This window comes from Marmoricola sp. RAF53 (assembly GCF_052114005.1).
Lineage (GTDB): Bacteria > Actinomycetota > Actinomycetes > Propionibacteriales > Nocardioidaceae > Marmoricola.
In genome coordinates, this window is record NZ_JBFRDX010000009.1 from 54,053 (window position 1) to 72,533 (window position 18,481).

The 18,481-nt window shown below is 71.8% G+C and carries 23 protein-coding genes and 1 tRNA gene; 11 read left to right on the forward strand and 13 right to left on the reverse strand.

Translation table 11 applies throughout. From position 1 onward, the window contains the following. Positions 1-15: 15 nt before the first annotated feature. Complete coding sequence (locus tag AB4Y76_RS10285; RefSeq protein WP_441924828.1) at positions 16-417, reverse strand: DUF302 domain-containing protein; 402 nt, start codon at positions 415-417, stop codon at positions 16-18. Positions 418-523: 106 nt separating this feature from the next. Between AB4Y76_RS10285 and AB4Y76_RS10290 the strand changes: the two genes are divergently transcribed. The 6 genes from AB4Y76_RS10290 to AB4Y76_RS10315 all read left to right on the forward strand — a co-directional run bounded on the left by AB4Y76_RS10290 (position 524) and on the right by AB4Y76_RS10315 (position 4,079). Further along, a complete protein-coding gene (locus AB4Y76_RS10290) occupies positions 524-2,692 on the forward strand; it encodes an MMPL family transporter (protein WP_441924830.1) in 2,169 nt (722 codons plus the stop codon). A 38-nt stretch (positions 2,693-2,730) separates the two neighbouring features. Continuing rightward, positions 2,731-3,141: a carboxymuconolactone decarboxylase family protein gene (locus AB4Y76_RS10295; RefSeq protein ID WP_441924832.1), complete on the forward strand. Its 411-nt coding sequence runs from the start codon at positions 2,731-2,733 to the stop codon at positions 3,139-3,141. Positions 3,142-3,143: 2 nt separating this feature from the next. After that, positions 3,144-3,323 carry a hypothetical protein gene (locus AB4Y76_RS10300; protein WP_441924834.1) on the forward strand — a complete coding sequence of 60 codons (180 nt, stop codon included), beginning with the start codon at positions 3,144-3,146 and terminating at the stop codon, positions 3,321-3,323. Beyond that, on the forward strand, positions 3,320-3,571 hold the full coding sequence (locus tag AB4Y76_RS10305; protein ID WP_441924836.1) for a YgaP family membrane protein: 252 nt from the start codon (positions 3,320-3,322) through the stop codon (positions 3,569-3,571). The genes AB4Y76_RS10300 and AB4Y76_RS10305 overlap by 4 nt, the downstream gene beginning before the upstream one ends. 5 nt (positions 3,572-3,576) lie before the next feature. Then, positions 3,577-3,789 carry a hypothetical protein gene (locus tag AB4Y76_RS10310; RefSeq protein ID WP_441924838.1) on the forward strand — a complete coding sequence of 71 codons (213 nt, stop codon included), beginning with the start codon at positions 3,577-3,579 and terminating at the stop codon, positions 3,787-3,789. A gap of 98 nt (positions 3,790-3,887) precedes the next feature. Then, positions 3,888-4,079, forward strand: a complete 192-nt coding sequence (locus AB4Y76_RS10315; RefSeq protein WP_441924840.1) for a hypothetical protein — start codon at positions 3,888-3,890, stop codon at positions 4,077-4,079. 71 nt (positions 4,080-4,150) lie between these two features. On the opposite strand, the gene AB4Y76_RS10320 is transcribed toward AB4Y76_RS10315, so the two are convergent. The 3 genes from AB4Y76_RS10320 to AB4Y76_RS10330 form a co-directional block, all read right to left on the reverse strand. Further along, positions 4,151-4,229, reverse strand: a tRNA-Gln gene (locus AB4Y76_RS10320). A 206-nt stretch (positions 4,230-4,435) separates the two neighbouring features. Further along, complete coding sequence (locus AB4Y76_RS10325) at positions 4,436-5,605, reverse strand: S1C family serine protease (RefSeq protein WP_441924842.1); 1,170 nt, start codon at positions 5,603-5,605, stop codon at positions 4,436-4,438. 100 nt (positions 5,606-5,705) lie between these two features. Continuing rightward, complete coding sequence (locus AB4Y76_RS10330; protein WP_441924844.1) at positions 5,706-6,542, reverse strand: thioesterase family protein; 837 nt, start codon at positions 6,540-6,542, stop codon at positions 5,706-5,708. A gap of 149 nt (positions 6,543-6,691) precedes the next feature. On the opposite strand from AB4Y76_RS10330, the gene AB4Y76_RS10335 reads away from it, so the two are divergent. Beyond that, positions 6,692-7,627 carry an acyl-CoA desaturase gene (locus AB4Y76_RS10335; RefSeq protein WP_441924846.1) on the forward strand — a complete coding sequence of 312 codons (936 nt, stop codon included), beginning with the start codon at positions 6,692-6,694 and terminating at the stop codon, positions 7,625-7,627. A gap of 28 nt (positions 7,628-7,655) precedes the next feature. Here the strand turns inward: AB4Y76_RS10335 and AB4Y76_RS10340 are convergent, their stop codons facing one another. Then, the gene (locus AB4Y76_RS10340) at positions 7,656-8,240 is read right to left on the reverse strand and encodes a DinB family protein (RefSeq protein WP_441924848.1); all 585 of its coding nucleotides are present in this window, start codon (positions 8,238-8,240) and stop codon (positions 7,656-7,658) included. A gap of 97 nt (positions 8,241-8,337) precedes the next feature. On the opposite strand from AB4Y76_RS10340, the gene AB4Y76_RS10345 reads away from it, so the two are divergent. The 3 genes from AB4Y76_RS10345 (at position 8,338) to AB4Y76_RS10355 (ending at position 10,046) form a co-directional block, all read left to right on the forward strand. Continuing rightward, a complete protein-coding gene (locus AB4Y76_RS10345) occupies positions 8,338-8,934 on the forward strand; it encodes a TetR family transcriptional regulator (protein ID WP_441925023.1) in 597 nt (198 codons plus the stop codon). A gap of 84 nt (positions 8,935-9,018) precedes the next feature. Beyond that, entirely contained in the window at positions 9,019-9,423 is a 405-nt protein-coding gene (locus tag AB4Y76_RS10350; protein ID WP_441924850.1) for a TA system antitoxin ParD family protein, read from the forward strand. After that, positions 9,423-10,046 carry an AAA family ATPase gene (locus AB4Y76_RS10355; protein WP_441924852.1) on the forward strand — a complete coding sequence of 208 codons (624 nt, stop codon included), beginning with the start codon at positions 9,423-9,425 and terminating at the stop codon, positions 10,044-10,046. Before AB4Y76_RS10350 ends, AB4Y76_RS10355 begins: the two co-directional genes overlap by 1 nt. On the opposite strand, the gene AB4Y76_RS10360 is transcribed toward AB4Y76_RS10355, so the two are convergent. The 3 genes from AB4Y76_RS10360 to AB4Y76_RS10370 form a co-directional block, all read right to left on the reverse strand. Then, positions 10,036-10,722, reverse strand: coding sequence for an alpha/beta fold hydrolase (locus AB4Y76_RS10360; protein WP_441924854.1), 687 nt, complete (start codon positions 10,720-10,722; stop codon positions 10,036-10,038). The genes AB4Y76_RS10355 and AB4Y76_RS10360 overlap by 11 nt on opposite strands. Before the next feature lie 211 nt (positions 10,723-10,933). Beyond that, positions 10,934-11,311 carry a VOC family protein gene (locus AB4Y76_RS10365; RefSeq protein WP_441924856.1) on the reverse strand — a complete coding sequence of 126 codons (378 nt, stop codon included), beginning with the start codon at positions 11,309-11,311 and terminating at the stop codon, positions 10,934-10,936. 19 nt (positions 11,312-11,330) lie between these two features. Beyond that, positions 11,331-12,146: a trans-aconitate 2-methyltransferase gene (locus AB4Y76_RS10370; protein WP_441924857.1), complete on the reverse strand. Its 816-nt coding sequence runs from the start codon at positions 12,144-12,146 to the stop codon at positions 11,331-11,333. 82 nt (positions 12,147-12,228) lie between these two features. Here AB4Y76_RS10370 and AB4Y76_RS10375 point away from each other — a divergent pair, with 82 nt between their 5' ends. After that, positions 12,229-12,753 carry a MarR family winged helix-turn-helix transcriptional regulator gene (locus AB4Y76_RS10375; protein ID WP_441924859.1) on the forward strand — a complete coding sequence of 175 codons (525 nt, stop codon included), beginning with the start codon at positions 12,229-12,231 and terminating at the stop codon, positions 12,751-12,753. Between the two features lie 4 nt (positions 12,754-12,757). Here AB4Y76_RS10375 and AB4Y76_RS10380 read toward each other — a convergent pair whose 3' ends face one another. The 5 genes from AB4Y76_RS10380 to AB4Y76_RS10400 all read right to left on the reverse strand — a co-directional run bounded on the left by AB4Y76_RS10380 (position 12,758) and on the right by AB4Y76_RS10400 (position 18,301). Next, positions 12,758-13,399, reverse strand: a complete 642-nt coding sequence (locus tag AB4Y76_RS10380) for a LysE family translocator (RefSeq protein WP_441924861.1) — start codon at positions 13,397-13,399, stop codon at positions 12,758-12,760. Further along, positions 13,396-15,219: an ABC-F family ATP-binding cassette domain-containing protein gene (locus AB4Y76_RS10385; RefSeq protein ID WP_441924863.1), complete on the reverse strand. Its 1,824-nt coding sequence runs from the start codon at positions 15,217-15,219 to the stop codon at positions 13,396-13,398. The genes AB4Y76_RS10380 and AB4Y76_RS10385 overlap by 4 nt, the downstream gene beginning before the upstream one ends. Continuing rightward, the gene (locus AB4Y76_RS10390; protein ID WP_441924865.1) at positions 15,216-16,121 is read right to left on the reverse strand and encodes a 4-(cytidine 5'-diphospho)-2-C-methyl-D-erythritol kinase; all 906 of its coding nucleotides are present in this window, start codon (positions 16,119-16,121) and stop codon (positions 15,216-15,218) included. Before AB4Y76_RS10390 ends, AB4Y76_RS10385 begins: the two co-directional genes overlap by 4 nt. After that, positions 16,118-17,008, reverse strand: coding sequence for a 16S rRNA (adenine(1518)-N(6)/adenine(1519)-N(6))-dimethyltransferase RsmA (gene rsmA, locus AB4Y76_RS10395; RefSeq protein ID WP_441924867.1), 891 nt, complete (start codon positions 17,006-17,008; stop codon positions 16,118-16,120). Before rsmA ends, AB4Y76_RS10390 begins: the two co-directional genes overlap by 4 nt. A gap of 192 nt (positions 17,009-17,200) precedes the next feature. Further along, positions 17,201-18,301: a transglycosylase family protein gene (locus AB4Y76_RS10400; protein ID WP_441924869.1), complete on the reverse strand. Its 1,101-nt coding sequence runs from the start codon at positions 18,299-18,301 to the stop codon at positions 17,201-17,203. Positions 18,302-18,481: the final 180 nt, after the last annotated feature.

Genomic DNA, 18,481 nt, shown 5'->3' on the forward strand with positions numbered 1-18,481 from the left:
CATCCTCGCACGCGGCTAGCGTCCGGCGACCAGCGCGAGGACAGTGCCGAGACGCTCCCGCGCGTCCGCCGCGACCTCGCGGACCGCCTCGCCCGCGAGGTCCGCCAGGAAGGCGGGGTCGAACGTCTCGACCAGGGTCGTCGCGTCGTCGAGCGAGCGGACGACGACGTTGCAGGGCAGCAGCGCGGCGACCGAGGGGTCGGCCAGCAGGGCCTGGTGCGCCAGCGCGGGCCGGCAGGCTCCGAGGACGACCTGGGGCGGCAGGTCGACGTCGAGCTTCGCCTTCAGCGTGGCACTCATGTCGATCTCGGTGATGACGCCGAAGCCGGCGTCGGCGAGCGCCTCGCGGACGCGGGCCAGTGTCGGCGCGAACGGCGCCTCGATGGTCGCGCTCAGGGTGTAGGTGCTCGTGGACATGCGGTCAGCTCCTTCGGCAGGCCGGGAACAGAGATACCCCCGGGGGTGTTTTGCTGAAACCAACAATACCCCCTAGGGTATTTCTGTCACCCCGAGAGAGGACGTCATGACCGTCACCGCCCCGCCACCCCCACCCGCCGAAGCCGTCGACCACGAGATCGGCTACCACCCGGGCCCGCTGGGCCGGCTCGGCGTCTTGGTGACCCGACGTCGCCGTACCACCGCCGCGATCTGGATCCTGCTGATCGTCGGGCTCGGCATCTTCGCGCCCCGGGTCGAGAGCGAGCTGTCCGGCGCCGGCTGGCAGGCCGACGGCTCGGACTCCGTGGCCGCCCGCGAGCTCGCGACCGAGCACTTCGGCGGCAACGCGAGCTCGGCGATCCAGGTCGTGGTCCGGTCCGACGGCGGACCGGTCACCGAGGGTCGCGGCGCGGAGGTCCTCGCCCGTGCCACCGCCCTGCTGGAGCAGGACAGCCGGATCGCCGAGGTTCTCCAGCCGCAACCCGGTGCGACCCTGAGCCAGGACGGCCGGACCGGGGTCCTGCTCGCCGGCGCCGGCACCGACACCAACGAGATGGTGCGCGTCGCCGACGACCTCAAGGGGCCGCTCCAGGACCTCTCCGGCGCCGGGGTCACCGTGAACCCGACAGGAGCCTCGCTGCTCTGGTCCGACTTCAACGAGGCCAACCTGAGCGCGATGATGAAGTCGGAGATGTTCTCCTGGCCGGTCACGCTGGCGATCCTCGTCCTGGCCTTCGGTGCGCTCGTCGCCGCCGGACTCCCGCTGATCCTGACGCTGGCCGGCCTGGTCGCCTCCGCCGGCTCCCTGGTGCTGATCAACCACGTCGTCCCGGTCTCGATCTGGGCGATGAACTTCGCGATGATGTTCGCTCTCGCCCTGGGCATCGACTACGCGCTCTTCCTCGTCGTCCGATTCCGCGCGGCGCGGATGGGCTCGCACGAGTCCCCGCGCCGGGCGATCGCCGAGACCATGGACACCGCCGGCAAGGCCGTGCTGCTCTCCGGCGCCACCGTGCTGATCTCGCTCTCCGCGGTGATGCTGGTCCCCTCGCCGTCGTTCCGGTCGATGGCCGGCGGCATCATGCTCGCCGTCATCTTCGTGCTCGGCGCGACCCTCACCCTGCTGCCGCTGGTGCTCTTCAAGCTCGACGACCGGATCAACAAGTTCGCGCTGCCCTGGGTGCACACCGGGGAGCACCGCTCCCCCAGGTTCGCGGCCTGGGGTGAGCGTCTCTGGAAGCGGCCGCTGGCCTGGGGCCTCGGCTCCCTGGTGGTCCTGGTCGCCCTGGCCGCCCCGATCTTCGGCCTGAAGACCGCGATGCCCTCGATCAAGGTCCTGCCCGAGGACGCCTCCGCACGGATCGGCTACGACCTCGTCCAGGAGAACTTCGGCGACGGCGCCCCCGGGACCCTGCAGATCATCGTTCCCCAGGCCCAGGCCCGGCAGGCTGCCGCCGTCGTGACCGGCGACCCCGGGATCGCCGGCGCGATGCCCGCGGCACCGGCACCCGACGGGAGCCCGTACGTGATGATCCAGGCGGTGCCGACGGTCGACCCCTCCGCCCCCGCTCTCGCCGGGACCGTCGACCGGCTCCGGACCGACCTGCCCTTCCAGGCACTCGTCGGCGGCGCAGCGGTGGAGAACCTGGACCTGAAGGCCCAGCTCGACGACTCCACACCGCCGGTCATCGGCGTCATCCTCGGCCTCGGGTTCCTGCTGCTGCTGGTCGCGCTGCGTGCCCCGCTGATCGCCCTGCTCGGCACCCTGGTCAGCCTGCTCTCGACCGCGGCCGCCTTCGGCGTCGCGCGGCTGGTCTTCCAGGAGGGCTGGGGCTCGGGCTTCTTCGGCTTCGAGTCCCAGGGCTTCCTCGACGCCTGGGCGCCGGTGTTCTTCTTCGCGATGATCTTCGCGATCGCGATGGACTACACCGTGTTCCTGCTGGCCTCGGCCAAGGAGCACTACGAGCACAGCGGTGACCCGCGCGAGGCGATGGTCGGTGCCGTGGCCCACTCGGGCCGGGTGATCTTCGCCGCCGGCGCGGTGATGGTGGCGGTGTTCTTCACCTTCGCCCTCTCCGGCCCGCTGCCGCCCAAGGAGATGGGGATCATCCTCGGCGTCGCGGTCCTGCTGGACGCCTTCCTGGTCCGGCTGGTGCTGCTGCCCGTACTGCTCCGTCTCACCGGACGCGCCGCCTGGTGGGTGCCGTCCTGGCTCGGCCGGATCCTGCCCGACATCAAGTTCGCCCACGACTGACCGTCCGACCCGGAACCACGAGAGGAAGACCCACGACCATGACCACGACCACCCCTGCACACGGTTCGCACGGACAGGAGGTGCTCCACGAGCTCTCCCCGCTGCACCGCGAGCTCCGGCGCGCGATCCCCGACGTCTACCAGGGCTTCGGCGAGCTGCACCGAGCCGCGTTCACGCCGGGCGCGCTCGGCGTCAGGACCAAGGAGCTGATCGCGCTCGCGATCGGCGTCGTGGAGGGCTGCGACGGCTGCATCGCCTCCCACGCCCAGGCCGCCGTCCGCGCCGGCGCCACCCGGGAGGAGGCCGCCGAAGCCATCGGGGTGACCTTCCTGATGAAGGGCGGCCCGGCCACGATCCACGGTCCCCGTGCGTACGCCGCCTTCTGCTCGTTCCTGGAGGACACCGTTGCCGACGACGCCGCCGGTGCGCCACCGGCCGAGAGGGGCTGACCGTGTGCCGAGCAGTGAAGTGCCGCACCTGCGGGAAGACCACCTGGTCGGGCTGCGGGTCCCACGTCGCCCAGGTCAGGGCGAGCGTGCCCAGCGACGAGTGGTGCGACGGCCACCCGCGCACCGACGACGGCTCGAGGTCGTGGCTGAGCCGGTTCTTCGGCCCGGGAGGCCCGCGATGAACCTCGACCGCGCCGTCCTCGCCCTGGCCGGAACCATGGTCCTGGTCAGCGTGGTGCTGACCGTGGCCGTCTCGTCGTGGTGGCTGCTGCTCACCACCTTCGTGGGCCTGAACCTGCTGCAGTCCAGCGTGACCGGCTTCTGCCCCGCGGCCGTCGTCCTCGGCAGGTTCGGGATCGGCGCCGGGTGCGCCTTCCGACCGAAAGGCGATCCGGGGCTGGCCCTGACCGGGCGCGAGGCAGTTCACTAGGCCCCATGACCCGTGGCCAGCGCCGCGCCCGGCGGGCGAACTACCTCGCGTACTTCACCCGCGCGGAGCGGTTCTGCCTCATCTGGGTCCCTGCGGTGAACCGGACCACCGCGGCTCGGCACGAGGGCGCGATCGAGCTGATGGCCCGCGACCTGATCGCGGCCGTGAAGGACGTGGCGCGGGACTCGTTCGACGTGACCGCCGTCGAACGGGTCTAGCGACCAACTGTGACATTTCTGGCGGCCCGCTCGCTGACGTAGTGGGGGGCGCCGCCAGTCACCCTCGGGATCCGCTGAAGACAACGGGGGGCACCCGGATGGACGACGACGCAACAGCCCGGCCGGTCGGCCGCGACTCGGTCCTCACCGAGGAACCGGACGACCGGCCGGTGCTCGCCCTGAGCCAGCAACAGGCCGACCACCTGATGGCGCTGCTGCGCGCGACCCGGCCCCGGCGGGCGGGAGGCACGAGCAAGCTCGGTTCTCGCTCGCTTGCGCTCCCCGGGTGATCCTCGCTTCGCTCGTCAGCCCGGCTCGCCGCTCGGAGAACACGAGCAAGCTCGGTTCTCGCTCGCTTGCGCTCCCCGGGTAGGAGTCGAACCTACGTCGCTAGTCCTGATTCAAAGTCAGGCGGGCCCTGCCGGCAGACCAACCGGGGAATGTCGGGAGACAGGCTATCGGTCAGGTCTGCCGGCACGGCCCGCCCGGGGGCGGTCACATTCTGGCCCGGCAGACCAACCGGGGAATGTCGGGAGACAGGCTATCGGTCAGGTCTGCCGGCACGGCCCGCCCGGGGGCGGTCACATTCTGGTCCGGCAGACCAACCAGGGAATGTCGGGAGACAGGCTATCGGGACCGGGCGACGTCACTGACCCGACGGGGCAGCCCCGAGAGTCACGGTCGCGCCGTCCTGGGAGCCGTCCGCGGTGAACCAGTCGATCCGCGTCTGGTCGCCGGAGGCGTGGGCCCGGATCGCCGCGACCACGTCGTCGGCGGTGGAGACCCGCTGCCCGTCGATCCCGACGATGGTGTCGCCGGCGGTGAGCCCGGCGTCGTCCGCGGCGCTCCCGGAGGCGACGCTGGCGACGGTGGTGCCGTCCGAGAGGCCGATGCCGAGGTACGCCGTACCGGCGCCCGATCCGCTGTCCGGGCCGCTGCCGGGGCCGCTGCCGGGGCCGCTGCCGGGGCCGCTCCCGAGGTCGGCGCTGTCGACGATCGCCTTGACGGTGGCGACCGGGATCGCGAACCCGGTGATGTCGGCGCTGCCCGCCGACGCCGCGACGTTCATGCCGACCACCTGGCCGTGGCCGTCGAGCACGGCGCCGCCCGAGTCGCCGGGCACGATGTCCGCGTCGAGCTGGACCAGGCCTGAGAGCCGGTGGGCCGAACCGTCCTCGTCCTGGACGGTGATGGTGCGGTCGGTGGCCGTGACGGTGCCCGGGGAGGCGGTCAGGGATCCGCCGTCGCCGTTCGCGTCGCCGACCGAGGTGATCTCGTCGCCGGGCCGGGCCGCGTCCTCGGCCAGCCGCACGGTGTCGAGGTCGTGCGCGCCGTCGAGCACGAGCACCGCGACGTCGGCCTCCGTGTCGGCCCCGACGTACCGGGCCGGGTAGGTCTCACCGGTGGACACGACCGTCACCTCGATCGACCTCGCACCCTCGACCACGTGGTGGTTCGTCACCACCTCGCCGTCGGAGGTCAGCACCATCCCGGTGCCCGCCGCGCGGCCCTGGTCGGTGGTCGTGGAGATCTCGACCACGCCGGCCGACTGCGCGGCGGAGGCGTCCGCGGCCTGCCCGGAGCCGCCGTACGCCGGGGCGCCGTTGCCCTGGCGGGGGATGAACTGCACGGTCCCGGACTCCAGCGGCGCGGCGGCCGGGTTCCGCTGCTCCAGCGCCTGCACCCCCGCGACGGATCCGGCCACCACCAGCGCCAGACCGCCGAGGGTCACGACGACGGGTACGCGGGCCGGGCGCCGGCCGGGCGCACGCGGCGGCTCCGGAGCGATCACGGGGTACGGGTCCTGGGGGTGCACGTCGGGCTCTCCTCGCTCGCAAGTGTGTCCTCCGAGTCTGGGAGAGGTGTCTTGACGACTCCTTGCGGAAGGCTGTGGAACAGCCAAGAAGTGCGCGGGCTCAGGCCCCCGAGGTCACCTCGGCGGAGAAGTCGTGCTCGGTGAAGTCCACCGCCCGGCGGGCGTTGGACAGCGAGGTGACCGTGCTGGTGCCGATCGGGCCGAGGCGGTCGAAGACGGTCGCGGTGCCGGTGGCGATCCCGTCGTGGGAGTACCAGCTGGTCGCGGACAGGCCGATCTCGCGGCTGACCGGCACCCGGGAGATCGCCAGGGTGATGTCGGTGTTGATGTACTGCACGCCGGCATCGCCCCAGTTCACGACCATGCTGGTCGAGTCGGCGGCGCCGCAGAGACCCTGGAACGGCGTGGTCTCCTCGCCGGCGACGACCGCGAGCGTCGTCTGCCAGGTCTGCTTGCGGCCGGCGTTCTGGTGCTCGGCGAAGTCCTGGGACCAGCCGGCGGCGCTGGAGAAGATCGGCACCCGGGGCTCCTCGGAGACCGGAGCGACGTCCAGCGGCGGGGGCGTCGGCGCCTCGACGGGCGACCAGACGTCTCCGACGGGGTTCTCGGTGCGCTTGAGGAAGAGCCCGCTGGCCCGGGCGACGGTGACCCCGCCCTGGACGAGCTCGGCGTCGACGAGCACGAGCCGGGAGCCCTCACGCACGATCGTGGTCTCCGTCCGGCACGGGTCCATCGTCGGTGCCTTGAACAGGTCGACGGTGAACCGGGCCGGGCTCAGGTCGGTACGGCCGGTGTCCAGGACAGCCCGCTCGACCGCGCGACCGAGGGCCCCGCTGGTGGCGACGCCGTGCATCTGGTCGGCCTTCCACAGGCTGCGGGCGATGTCCTGAGGGACGAGGAGCCCGTCCTCGATCCGGAAGAGGGCGAACTTCGTCATGCCGCCCATTGTCGCCCGGCGCCCCATCCTTACGAGACGCTGCGTCCCGTGACGTTGGCCACCCGGGGCGTTTCCGGTCTCGGCCGATTGGGTACGGTCGCGTAGGTTACGGTTTCGTAGCCTCGCACGACCCGCCCGAAGGAACCTGCATGACCACGTCCCCCGTCCTGGACGAGCCCGTCGTCCACGCGACCATGGGTGGCGACACCCAGTCCCTGCGGGAGCAGGTCGCCCTCGGCATCTTCATCGCCGTGCCCTTCCTCGCCCTGCTGGCCGCGATCCCGGTCGCCTGGGGCGGGTGGCTCGGCTGGACCGACCTGCTGATCGCCGGCGCGATGTACTGGTTTACCGGGCACGGCATCACCGTCGGCTTCCACCGGCTCTTCACCCACAAGTCGTTCAAGCCGAACCGGTTCGTGAAGAACACCCTCGCCATCGCCGGATCGATGGCCATCCAGGGCCCGTTGATCCGCTGGGTCGCCGACCACCGGAAGCACCACAAGTTCTCCGACCGCGACGGCGACCCGCACAGCCCGTGGAAGTACGGCACCAGCCTGCGCGCGCTCTCGAAGGGCTTCTGGCACGCGCACATGATGTGGCTCTTCGACGAGGAGCAGACCCCGCAGCGCAAGTACGCGCCGGACCTGCTCAAGGACCGCGACCTGGTCCGGATCTCCCGCAACTTCTGGGCCTTCGTGCTGATCTCGCTGCTCCTGCCGGCCGTGCTCGGCGGGCTCCTCACCTGGTCCTGGCAGGGCGCGCTGACGGCGTTCTTCTGGGGCTCGCTGGTCCGGGTCGCGCTGCTGCACCACGTGACCTGGTCGATCAACTCGATCTGCCACACCATCGGCGACCGCCCGTTCGTCTCCCGCGACAAGTCCGCGAACGTCTGGTGGCTCGCGGTCCCGTCGATGGGCGAGTCCTGGCACAACCTGCACCACGCCGACCCGACCTGCGCCCGGCACGGCGTCCTCCGCGGCCAGGTGGACACCTCCGCCCGGCTGATCTGGATGCTGGAGAAGGCGGGCTGGGTCGACGACGTCCGCTGGCCCGTGGCCGAGCGGGTGCAGGCGAAGCTGGCCTAGGTTTCGAGACGGGCCGTGCCGGCCCTCCTCAACCAGCGGGCGGCTTGAACACGTCCGCGGCCGCCTGGATCCGCGCGACGTGGTCCCGCCAGTACGCCGCGTCGCCGATCTCCCCCGCGTCGGCCTGCCCGCTGCCGTCGATGAGCTCACGGCAGATGTCGGCGTGCCCGGCGTGGTGGGCCGTCTCGTCGACCATCCGGACCAGCAGCACGCCGAGCGTCGTCGCGCGGCGCTCCTCGGGCCAGTGCGGCACCGACCCCGGCGAGTCGAGGTCGAGCGCCTCGATGGTGGCGTCGCCGTGCCGGCAGGCCTGGTCGTAGAGATCCAGGACGTACTCCCGCGACTCCTCCGGCCGGACCCACATGTCGGCGTTCTCCCAGACCGACTCGTCCTCGACCCACGGCAGCGGCGCGAACGGTGGCGGGCGGTCGAACGCGGTACCGAGGTAGACCTCCTCGCAGCCGACCAGGTGCTTGACCAGGCCGAGCAGGTTGGTGCCGGTCGCGGTGATCGGCCGGCGGGCGTCGTACTCGCTGAGGCCGTCGAGCTTGGCGACCATGACGCCGCGGGTGATCGTCAGCTTCTGGTGCAGCTCTGCCTTGAGATCGGTCATGAAGCGACACTAGGTCCGTACGCCGGCACGACCGCGCTGGCAGGATGGCGGGGTGCCCGCCCGCGACGACCGTACGAAGAAGCCCACCCGCCACCGGATGACTGCGGCCGAGCGCCGCGAGCAGCTCATCGAGATCGCCCGCCCGGTGTTCGCCGAGCGTGGCTTCGACGGCGCGTCGGTCGAGGAGATCGCCGCGCGCGCGGAGGTCTCCAAGCCGGTCGTCTACGAGCACTTCGGCGGCAAGGAGGGCCTCTACGCGGTGGTCGTGGACCGCGAGGTCCGGCACCTGCTGGAGAAGATGCGCACCGCGCTCACCGGCGGGTCGTCCCGGATCCTGCTGGAGCAGGCGGCGGTCGCGCTGCTCGACTACATCGAGCAGTCCTCGGACGGCTTCCGGATCCTGGTCCGCGACACCCCGCTCGGCTCCGCCTCGGGGTCGTACGTGTCGATCATCGGCGACATCGCGACCCGCGTCGAAGGCATCCTCGTCGACGAGTTCAAGCGCCGTGGCTTCGATGCGAAGGCCGCACCGATGTACTCCCAGATGCTCGTCGGCATGGTCGGCACCACCGGGCAGTGGTGGCTGGACGCGCGGAAGCCGGCCAAGGAGGTCGTCGCCGCCCACCTGGTGAACCTGGCCTGGAACGGCCTCGCCGGGCTGGAGCAGAAGCCCGGGCTGCGGATCAGCGACTGAGCGCGACCTCGTCCCAGTCCCGGCGGCCGACCTGACGTTGCAGACTGCTACCCTTGTAGCATTCTGCAACAGATAGGGGACGAGATGGCCAAGGCTCCCGACAAGGTCACCCGGTTCGACGCTGCCCTGTTCGCCGACGCGGCCGCCGAAGGCCGCCGCCAGTCCCGCTCCGCGACCCAGCAGCTCGACCACTGGGCCCGCGTCGGCAAGGCGGTCACCGCCGCCACGTCGGCGTCTCGGAACCGTGTCGAGGAAGCGCTGGCAGGTCGCGTGCCGCTGGCAGATCTGGATGCGAACGAGGCCGTCACCTTCAACGCTGAGGTTTCGGCCTCTGTCGAAGAGCTTCTCGCCGCCACCCACTACGGCGAGGAGCTCGCGGCCGAGGGCATCACGACGGTGGCCCTCGACGAGAGCGGAAACCTGGTCCAGTACCGCCCGGACGGGTCGAGCAGCGTGCTGGCCGATGGAGACGCGGGCGCCGTTCGCTGATGCGCCGCCTCGACCTCGTGATCGGCCCGAACGGCGCCGGCAAGTCGACCTTCGTCGGAAAGACCCTTTCCCGGGCACTGCCGGCCGGCATCCCGTTCGTCAACGCGGACGTGATCGCGGCCCAGCGCTGGCCGCAAGCCCAGGCCGAACATGCCTACGAGGCGGCCCAGATCGCCGCCGCGACCCGCGTGGCGATGATCAAGGCAGGCGGATCGTTCATTGCCGAGACGGTGTTCTCACACCCTTCCAAGCTCGACGTGATCGCCGCCGCCCAGCTCGAGGGCTACACGGTCTTCCTGCACGTCGTCATGGTTCCCGAGGATCTCAGCGTGGCGCGCGTCGCGCACCGGGTCAGCGCCGGCGGGCACGCGGTCCCGGAGCACAAGATCCGCGAACGTCACCGTCGGCTCTGGCCGCTGGTGCGCACTGCCGCGCTGCGCGCGGACACCACGACCTTCTACGACAACACCGCCCGGTCGGGACCCCAGATCCTTGCCCAGCTGACCTTCGGCGTCCCGGTCGGACGCGTCCGCTGGCCGGCATGGGCCGACCAGCACCTCACCAAGACCTGGCTCGCCACCGAGTCCGACGCCGACGGCGGCGCTCGCCGGATCAGCGACTGAGCGCGAGCAGCGCCGCGGCCAGCTCGCCGGGCCGGGAGAGCGCGGCCAGGTGTCCGCCCGGGACGACCACCGGCTCGACGCCGAGGCGTTCGCGGGCGACCCGCTGCTGCAGGGCGAGCGGGAAGAACCGGTCGTCGGCGCCGGCGATCACGGTCGTCGGCACGTCCGGCCAGGCCGCGATGTGGCACGGGGAGACGAAGACCGCCTCGGCCTCCTCGTGCTGCGCGGACTCCCCGGCCGCGATCACCGCGGGGTCCACGTCGTGGAAGAAGTACGCGTCCATGTCGAACTCCTCGGTCCAGCCACCGGCCCGGGCGCCCGCGACGCGCGCCTCGGCCCAGCCGACGGCCTCCCACCACTCCCCCGGCGTCTCCCCGGGCAGCGGCACCATCGCGTTGACCAGGACGAGCCCGCGCGGAGGCGTCCCGGCGCGGACGAGGTGGTCGGCGAGCAGCGCCGCGGTGAATCCGCCGAGCGACTGGCCGACGACCAGCACGTCCTCGGCGTACGCGCAGGCGGCGTGGGCGATCGCCAGGTACTCCGGCAGCCCGGCGCTCTCGTCGTCCGCCGGCAGGTCCACCGCGACCGCGGTGTGGCCCGCATCCTCGAGCAGCGGCACGACGCGGTGCCAGAACCAGCCCGCGCCGCCGGCACCGGGAAGGAGGACGACGTGCATCTCATCGATGCTCCCGGTGCGGTGCGGTTCTCGCAACCGACAAAAGAACCCGCCCTGCTTGCGTGATGAGACGGACGCCCGGGCCGTCGAACAGGTGTGAGGCACTCATGGAGGCGTTGATCCTGCTCGCACCTGTGATCTGGTTGCTGACGTTCGTCGCGACGATCGTGTGGCTACGTCGGAATCGTCTCTGGTAGTCGTAGGCCCGCGCTCAGTCCTCCGGCGGGACGGCGTGGCAGACCGCCTCGACGTTGTTGCCGTCCGGGTCGCGGACGAAGGCGCCGTAGTAGTGGTCGTGGTACTCCGGCCAGTGCCGCGGCTCGTGGAGGGACTCCGCCCCCAGGCTCGTCGCGGCGTCGTAGAACGCCCGGACGCTCGCGGCGTCGGGCGCGCTGAAGGCGATGTGCACCTCGCGGTTCGGGCCCATCTCGTCGAAGCGGGAGATCCAGAAGTCCGGCTTGTCGGTGCCGTAGCCGATGGCCACCCCGAAGTCGAGGAGCCGCTTGTGCCCGAGGGTGCCGAGCACGGTGTCGTAGAACGTCCCGGACGCGTCCAGGTCCGCGCAGTTGATCCCGAAGTGGTCGATCATGCTCCGATCCTGGCCCGGATCACCCAGATCCGTCCCCCTCAGCAGTGACCCGGGCGACGACGAAGACCCGCCGGAACGGCATCACGACGCCATGGCCGGTCGCCGGGTACGCGGCACGCAGCCGGCGCTTCAGCTCCTCCTCGTACGACGCCCGCAGGTCCGGCGCGGGTTCGAGCGCCTGCAGCGTCGGCCGGGCGCCGGTGGCGCTGATCCAGGTGAACACCGGGTCCTCCCCGGTCAGCACGTGCAGGTAGGTCGTCTCCCAGGCGTCGACCGTGCAGCCGAGGTCGGTGAGCGCCCGCAGGTAGGTGGCCGCGTCGAACGCCTCCGGCCACTCGGCGTCGGCCGCGAGCTCGGCGTAGGGCGGTTCGGCGCCGAGGGCGTGGGTGATCCGGTGGCTGGGGGCGTCGAAGTTGCCGGGCACCTGGAACGCGAACCAGCCGCCGGGCCGGACGGCGCCGACCAGCCGCGGCAGGAGCGCGAGGTGCCCGGGGACCCACTGCAGGGTGGCGTTGGAGACGAGCACGTCGACGGGCTGCTCGGGTTCCCAGGTGGCGAGGTCGCCTACCTCGAAGGCGATCCCAGGCGCCCCGGACTCAGCGTCGACGCGGGCGCGCTCGATCATGGCCGGGCTGGAGTCGAGGCCGCGGACCTCGGCGCCGGGCCAGCGTTTCGCGAGCAGGAGGGTGAGGTTGCCGGGTCCGCAGCCGAGGTCGACGACGGTGCGGACCGTGGCGGGGTCGGCGTCGACGCGGGCGAGCAGCTCGACGAACGGGCGGCCGCGTTCGTCGGCGTACGTGAGGTAGCGGTCGGGGTCCCAGTCGGGGCTCATCATTCCTCCAACTCTCTTGACATCAAGACACTTTCCTCCGGCCTTTCTCTCGATGTCAAGAATCTTTCTGTCTAAGATGCCGGGCATGGCAGCGGAGCAGCCCAGCAGCGGGGCCGTCGAGACCGGCGCCGACGAGGTCGACGAGCTCGTCGAGGCGTGGAACCGCGAGCGCGCGGACCTCGACCTCGCGCCGGTCGAGGTGTTCAGCCGGATCAGCCGGCTCGCCCGCCTCCTCGACCTCGCCCGCCGCGAGGCGTTCACGGCGCAGGAGATCGAGCCCTACGAGTTCGACGTGCTCGCCGCGCTCCGCCGCACCGGTACGCCGTACCGGCTCAGCCCCGGCCAGCTGCTCCGCGAGACGATGGTCACCAGCGGCACCATGACGAACCGGATCGACCGGCTCTCCGAGCGCGGGCTCGTCGAGCGCTCCCCCGACCCGCACGACCGCCGCGGCGTCCTGGTCGGCCTCACCACCGCGGGCAAGCGGACCGTCGACGCGGCGTTCGAGAGCCTGATCGCCAGCGAGCGCGAGCTGCTCGCCGAGCTCTCCGCCAGCGAGCGCGGCCAGCTCACCGGTCTGCTCAAGCGACTGATGCGCCCACTCAGGTGACTGCTCAGCGGTCGCCCACGACCGCCACGGCAACGCCGAGCCCGATCATCGAGGCGCCACCGACGGCGCCCATCGCCTCGCCCCGTCGCGGCGACCGGTTGAACCAGGTGCGCAGCTGGCTCGCGACCAGGGCCCAGGTGCTGTCCGAGACCAGCCCGATCAAGGTCGCCATCAGGCCGAGCACGAGCATCTGCAGCGGCGCCTGGCCCTCACCGCGGTCGACGAACTGGGGCAGCACCGCGGCCAGCATGATGTAGCCCTTCGGGTTGGACGCGCCGACGACGTAGCCCTGCCGGATCGCCCGGCCGACTGTCATCGGGGCCCGTCCCAGGTCCGTCCCGGCCGGGACCAGGAAGTCCTTGCGGTGCCGGAACGCCTCCACCCCCAGCCACACCAGGTACGCCGCCCCCGCGAGCTTGAGCACGGTGAAGACGAGGATGGACTCCTGCACCACCGCGCCGAGGCCGAGCGCGACCAGCGCGACGATCGTGACGAGTCCGAGGGTGTTCCCGGCCACCGAGGCCAGCGCGACCGGGCGCCCGTAGGACAGCGCGCGGCCGATCACGAAGACCACACTGGGTCCGGGGATCACGATGATGACGAACGCCGCGAGCGCGAAGGCGAGTGCCTGGTCCGACGAGATCACTCCAGCACAGTAGCCGCTTCCAGCCACTCCAGCTCGAGCTCGTCCTTCTCCTCGGCCAGCGCCCGCAGCTCCTCGGCGATCCGGCCCATCTCCGCGTAGTCGTCCGCCGCGGCCGCCATCGCCGCGTTCAGCTCGGCCTCCCGTACGCCGAGCCGCTGGAGCTGCTTGTCGATCCGCGCGACCGTCTTCCGGGCAGCGCGCTCCTCGGCGCCGCCGACCCGCGCCCGAGCCGGGGGTTGAGGAGGGCGCGCAGCGCCCGTCTCGAAACCCTCGCCGACCTGGTTTCGAGACGGTTGCTGCGCAACCTCCTCAACCAGCGAGGCGGCCCGCCTGGCCAGGTACTCGTCGACCCCGCCCGGCAGCATCCCGATCGAACCGTCGCCCATCAGCGCCCAGATGCTGTCGGTGACCCGTTCCAGGAAGTACCGGTCGTGGGAGACCACGACCAGTGTCCCCGGCCAGCCGTCGAGGAAGTCCTCCAGGACGTTGAGGGTCTCAATGTCGAGGTCGTTGGTCGGCTCGTCGAGCAGCAGCACGTTCGGTTCCGCCAGCAGCAGCTTGAGCAGCTGGAACCGCCGCCGCTCGCCGCCGGAGAGGTCGCCGAGACGAGCCGTGAGCCGGTCGCCGGTGAAGCCGAAGCGCTCCAGCATCGAGGTGGCCGAGACGTCCTGGCCGCCCGCGGTCCGGGTCACCCGGCGGATGCCCTCGATGGTGTCGAGCACCCGCGCCGTCGGCTCCTCGGGCGTCACGTCCTGGGTGAGGTGCTGCAGCGCGATGGTCCGTCCGTGCTTGACCCGGCCGACGGTCGGCTGCAGCGCGCCCGAGACCAGGTTCATCACGGAGGTCTTGCCCGCGCCGTTGACGCCGACGATCCCGACTCGGTCGCCCGGGCCGAGCCGCCAGGTCGCGTGCTTGAGCAGCGTCCGGTCACCGCGGACCAGGTCGACGTCCTCGAGGTCGACGACGTCCTTGCCGAGGCGCTGCACGGCGAACCGCTCCAGCGCGATCCGGTCGCGCGGCGGCGGCTCGTCGGCGATCAGCTCGTTGGCGGCGTCGATCCGGAACTTCGGCTTCGAGGTGCGCGCGGGCGCGCCGCGGCGCAGCCAGGCCAGCTCCTTGCGCATCAGGTTCTGGCGCCGGCTCTCGGAGGCGGCCGCCTGCCGCTGGCGTTCGGCCTTCGCGAGCACGAACGCGGCGTACCCGCCGTCGTAGGAGTCGACGACGCCGTCGTGGACCTCCCAGGTGGTCTCGCAGACGGCGTCGAGGAACCAGCGGTCGTGGGTGACGACCACCAGCGCCGAGCTCCGCTTGACCAGGTGCGCGGCCAGCCACGCCACCGCCTCCACGTCGAGGTGGTTGGTCGGCTCGTCGAGGATCAGCAGGTCGTCCGGCTCCAGCAGGAGCCGGGCCAGCGAGCATCGCCGCCGCTCGCCGCCGGACAGCCCGTGCACCGCCCTGTCCAGAGTCACCCCGGCGAGCAGCACCTCGACGACCTCGCGGGTGGTCGCGTCCGCGGCCCACTCGTGGTCGGCCTTGCCGCCGAGGACCACCTCGCGCACGGTGTGGCTGTCGTCGAGCAGATCGCGCTGGTCGAGGTAGCCGAGGTGCAGGCCGCGGGAACGGGAGACCCGGCCGCCGTCGGGCTCCTCGGTGCCGGCGATCAGGTTGAGCAGCGTCGTCTTGCCGTCGCCGTTGCGGCCGACGACGCCGATCCGCTCCCCTGCGCCCACGCCGAGACTGACTTCGTCGAGCAGGATCCGGATGCCGTAGGACTTGGTCACCTTCTCCAGGTTGACCAGGTTGCTCGCCTGCACTCTCATGCGTACCTCACCACGTGCGCACCGGCGACCGGGCCGGTCGCGACCAGGGCCCGGTGGCCGTCGTCGATCAGAGTCCCGCGCACCCGCAGCGCCTGCTCCTGGTCCGCCGCCAGCCCCAGGAACGTCGGTCCCGAGCCGGAGAGCAGGGCAGTTCGCGCTCCGGCGGCCACGACGTCGGTCGCGGTCGCCCGCAGGTCCGGACGGAGCATCAGCGCCGGGGCGGCCAGGTCGTTGCGCAGCGCGGCCGCGAAGGCGTCCTGGTCGGCGACCGCGAGCGCCGCGAGCAGCAGGTCGGGGGCGGCCGGGGTCGGACCCACGTCGCTTCCGGCCAGCTCGTCGAACGCGCGGTAGACCGACAGCGTGGCCAGACCGTCGGCGTCCGGTACGACGACCCACCACCAGGTGCCGACGTCCTCGACGGGATCGACCAGCTCGCCGCGGCCGGTACCCCGTGCGGTGCCGCCGATCAGCGCGAACGGGACGTCGCTGCCGAGCTCCGCGGCGAGCCCGAGCAGGTCGTCGTCGGAGGTCTGCAGGTCCCAGAGCCGGTCCAGCGCGACCAGGGTGGCGGCCGCGTCGGCACTCCCCCCGGCCATCCCGCCGGCGACCGGGATCCCCTTGGCGATCGAGATCCGGGCCCGGCGCGCGACGCCGTGGTGCTCGGCGAGCAGCCGACCCGCACGGATCGCGATGTTGCTCTCGTCCAGCGGGACGCCGGCCACGTCGACGTCACCCACCGGCTCGACCTCGACGCTCCAGACCGCGGAGTCGGACACGCTGACGTCGTCGTACAGGCTGACGGCCTGGTAAACGGTGTCGAGCGGGTGGAAGCCGTCCTCGCGGACGGCGCCGACGCCGAGGTGGAGGTTGATCTTCGCGGGGGCGCGGACGGTGACCGTCATCCTCGTCCCTCCTTCGCCTGCGTCCAGTCGATCCCCTCGGCGATCCGCGCGAACGCGGTGATCTCGAGCTGCTCGCCGCGGGTCATCGGGTCGATCCCGGCGTGTGCGAGCGCGGCCTCGGCGGCCGCGGCGGAACCGGCGAGGTCGCGCAGCGCCGGTCGCAGCGCCTTGCGGCGGTGGGCGAAGGCGGCGTCCACGACAGTGAAGACCTGCTCGCGGGTCGCGCTCGTCGCGGGTGGCTCGCGGCGCTCCCAGGCCACCAGGCCCGAGTCGACGTTGGGAGCCGGCCAGAAGACGTTGCGCCCGATCGCGCCGGCCCGGCGTACGTCGGCGTACCAGGCGGCCTTGACCGACGGGACGCCGTACACCTTGGAGCCGGGGGTGGCGGCGAGCCGGTCGGCGACCTCGGACTGCACCATCACCAGCCCGCGTTCCAGCGAGGGCAGCAGCGCCAGCAGGTGCAGCAGCACCGGGACCGAGACGTTGTACGGCAGGTTCGCAACCAGCGCGGTCGGCTCCGGACCGGGGATCTCGGTCACCCGGAGCGCGTCGACGAGGACGACCTCGAAGTTGCCGACCTGGTCCGGGGCGTGCGCGGCGATCGTGGACGGCAGCTCACCGGCGAGCAGCGGGTCGATCTCCAGGGCGATCACCCGCCGCGCCACCCCGAGCAGGGCCAGGGTGAGCGAACCGAGTCCGGGCCCGACCTCGACCACGACGTCGGCCGCGGTGATCTTCGAGTCCGCGACGATCCGGCGCACCGTGTTGCCGTCGATCACGAAGTTCTGCCCGCGCTGCTTGGTGGGACGCAGGTCGAGCTTCGCGGCCAGCGCACGGATCTCCGCCGCCCCCAGCAGCGAAGGCTGGGAGGAACGGCTGTCGGTCACGGAGAAAGCGTAAGGGGTTTCGAGACGCGCGCTGCGCGCGCTCCTCAACCACCGGTGCTTGAGGTGCGCCGGCTCCTCGACCACCGGTGGTTGAGGAGGGCCGACTCCTCGACCACCGGTGGTTGAGGAGTCCGCTCCTGACGACCGGTGGTTGAGGAGGGCCGTCAGGCCCGTCTCGAAACCCCTGGCGACTCAGGCGAGCTTGCCGCAGTGCGGCCAGGCGCCGTAGCCGCCGCTCTTGGCGCGCACGCGCTCGGCGACGGCGATCTGCTGCTCGCGGGAGGCCTGGTCGGGACGGCCGACGCCGCCGTTGGCCTGCCACGTGCCGATGTTGAACTGCAGGCCGCCGTAGTAGCCGTTGCCGGTGTTGATGTGCCAGTTGCCGCCAGACTCGCACTGCGCGATCCGGTCCCACACGCTGCCGTCGGGGACGGTCTTGGTGCCGACCTTCACGACGGTGGCGACGGGGGCGGTGAGCACCTTCTGGGCGACGACGACGCGCTTGAACTCGCGGCCGTTGCGGTAGACGACGCGGTAGGTGACGTCACGGACGCCGTCCTTGCCGGCCTTCACGACCGAGCGCTCGCCGGCGTACATCGAGGCGTCGGACTGCTCGGTCACCGGGGCGGCGACCTTCTCGTGGGCGACGTGCTTGCGCTCCGTGCGGACCCGGATCAAGGTGACCTTGTCGCCGCGCTGGAGCGGCTGGTCCAGCGCCGGCGTGACGATGTCGTCGGCGTCGTAGCCGGCGCCGAGGTCCTCGAGGAGGCTGCGGACATCGGGGGCCGCGGCGACCAGGGAGCGGGCGCGGGCCTTGCCGAGCTTCACGACGAAGGTCTTCGCCGTGGTGATGTCGAGGCTCATGCCCTGGCGGTCGATGGACGCGCCACGGCTGGTGGAGATGTCGGCGCCGGCGTACCGGAGGCCGAGCTGGTCGAGCGCGGTGTCGACCTTCGTCGCGGTGGTCCAGTAGGTCTTCTGCACGCCGTCGACGGCGACGGCGAGGGGACGGCTGTACCGGACGGTGACGCGACTGCCGTCGGTCACCTCGGAGTCGAGGGACGGGACGACGACGTCGCGGGAGCCGAGGTGGAGGCCTTCGCTGGCGAGGACGCCGCGGACGTCGTCACCGAAGGTGCGCACGGTCCGGGTCTTCCCGTCGACCGACAGGGTGACCTCCTGGGTGGCCGCGGCGTAGCCCACGGTGGTGGCGCCGACGGCGACGGCGATCGTGGCCACGAGGCCGATCTGCCAGGTCTTGCTGCTGCTGAGGTGCGTGAGCAGGGCGCGCACGGTTCTCCGATGTTCGCAGTCTCCGGGCCACGGCGGGCATCGCGTGGGGCGGTGGGAGCCGCCCCCGTGAAGCTGTGCGATGTCCGAGTTGTACTGATTCCGCTCCCGGCCAACAGCCATCGACCATGCCAGTGCTTGCAGCCGATGACCAAACTGCTAGCACCCCGACACGCGGGGGAG

Bases quoted from the DNA above. Each gene is read 5' to 3' on its own strand.
- AB4Y76_RS10345 (WP_441925023.1), top strand. From the start codon at position 8,338: ATGACTGCGGCCGAGCGCCGCGAGCAGCTCATCGAGATCGCCCGCCCG.
- AB4Y76_RS10310 (WP_441924838.1), top strand. From the start codon at position 3,577: ATGACCCGTGGCCAGCGCCGCGCCCGGCGGGCGAACTACCTCGCGTAC.
- AB4Y76_RS10340 (WP_441924848.1), bottom strand. From the start codon at position 8,240: ATGACCGATCTCAAGGCAGAGCTGCACCAGAAGCTGACGATCACCCGC.
- AB4Y76_RS10365 (WP_441924856.1), bottom strand. From the start codon at position 11,311: ATGATCGACCACTTCGGGATCAACTGCGCGGACCTGGACGCGTCCGGG.
- AB4Y76_RS10305 (WP_441924836.1), top strand. From the start codon at position 3,320: ATGAACCTCGACCGCGCCGTCCTCGCCCTGGCCGGAACCATGGTCCTG.
- AB4Y76_RS10350 (WP_441924850.1), top strand. From the start codon at position 9,019: ATGGCCAAGGCTCCCGACAAGGTCACCCGGTTCGACGCTGCCCTGTTC.
- AB4Y76_RS10370 (WP_441924857.1), bottom strand. From the start codon at position 12,146: ATGATGAGCCCCGACTGGGACCCCGACCGCTACCTCACGTACGCCGAC.
- AB4Y76_RS10390 (WP_441924865.1), bottom strand. From the start codon at position 16,121: ATGACGGTCACCGTCCGCGCCCCCGCGAAGATCAACCTCCACCTCGGC.
- AB4Y76_RS10285 (WP_441924828.1), bottom strand. From the start codon at position 417: ATGTCCACGAGCACCTACACCCTGAGCGCGACCATCGAGGCGCCGTTC.
- AB4Y76_RS10375 (WP_441924859.1), top strand. From the start codon at position 12,229: ATGGCAGCGGAGCAGCCCAGCAGCGGGGCCGTCGAGACCGGCGCCGAC.
- AB4Y76_RS10385 (WP_441924863.1), bottom strand. From the start codon at position 15,219: ATGAGAGTGCAGGCGAGCAACCTGGTCAACCTGGAGAAGGTGACCAAG.
- AB4Y76_RS10330 (WP_441924844.1), bottom strand. From the start codon at position 6,542: ATGACGAAGTTCGCCCTCTTCCGGATCGAGGACGGGCTCCTCGTCCCT.
- AB4Y76_RS10355 (WP_441924852.1), top strand. From the start codon at position 9,423: ATGCGCCGCCTCGACCTCGTGATCGGCCCGAACGGCGCCGGCAAGTCG.
- AB4Y76_RS10315 (WP_441924840.1), top strand. From the start codon at position 3,888: ATGGACGACGACGCAACAGCCCGGCCGGTCGGCCGCGACTCGGTCCTC.
- AB4Y76_RS10335 (WP_441924846.1), top strand. From the start codon at position 6,692: ATGACCACGTCCCCCGTCCTGGACGAGCCCGTCGTCCACGCGACCATG.
- AB4Y76_RS10290 (WP_441924830.1), top strand. From the start codon at position 524: ATGACCGTCACCGCCCCGCCACCCCCACCCGCCGAAGCCGTCGACCAC.
- AB4Y76_RS10295 (WP_441924832.1), top strand. From the start codon at position 2,731: ATGACCACGACCACCCCTGCACACGGTTCGCACGGACAGGAGGTGCTC.
- AB4Y76_RS10360 (WP_441924854.1), bottom strand. From the start codon at position 10,722: ATGCACGTCGTCCTCCTTCCCGGTGCCGGCGGCGCGGGCTGGTTCTGG.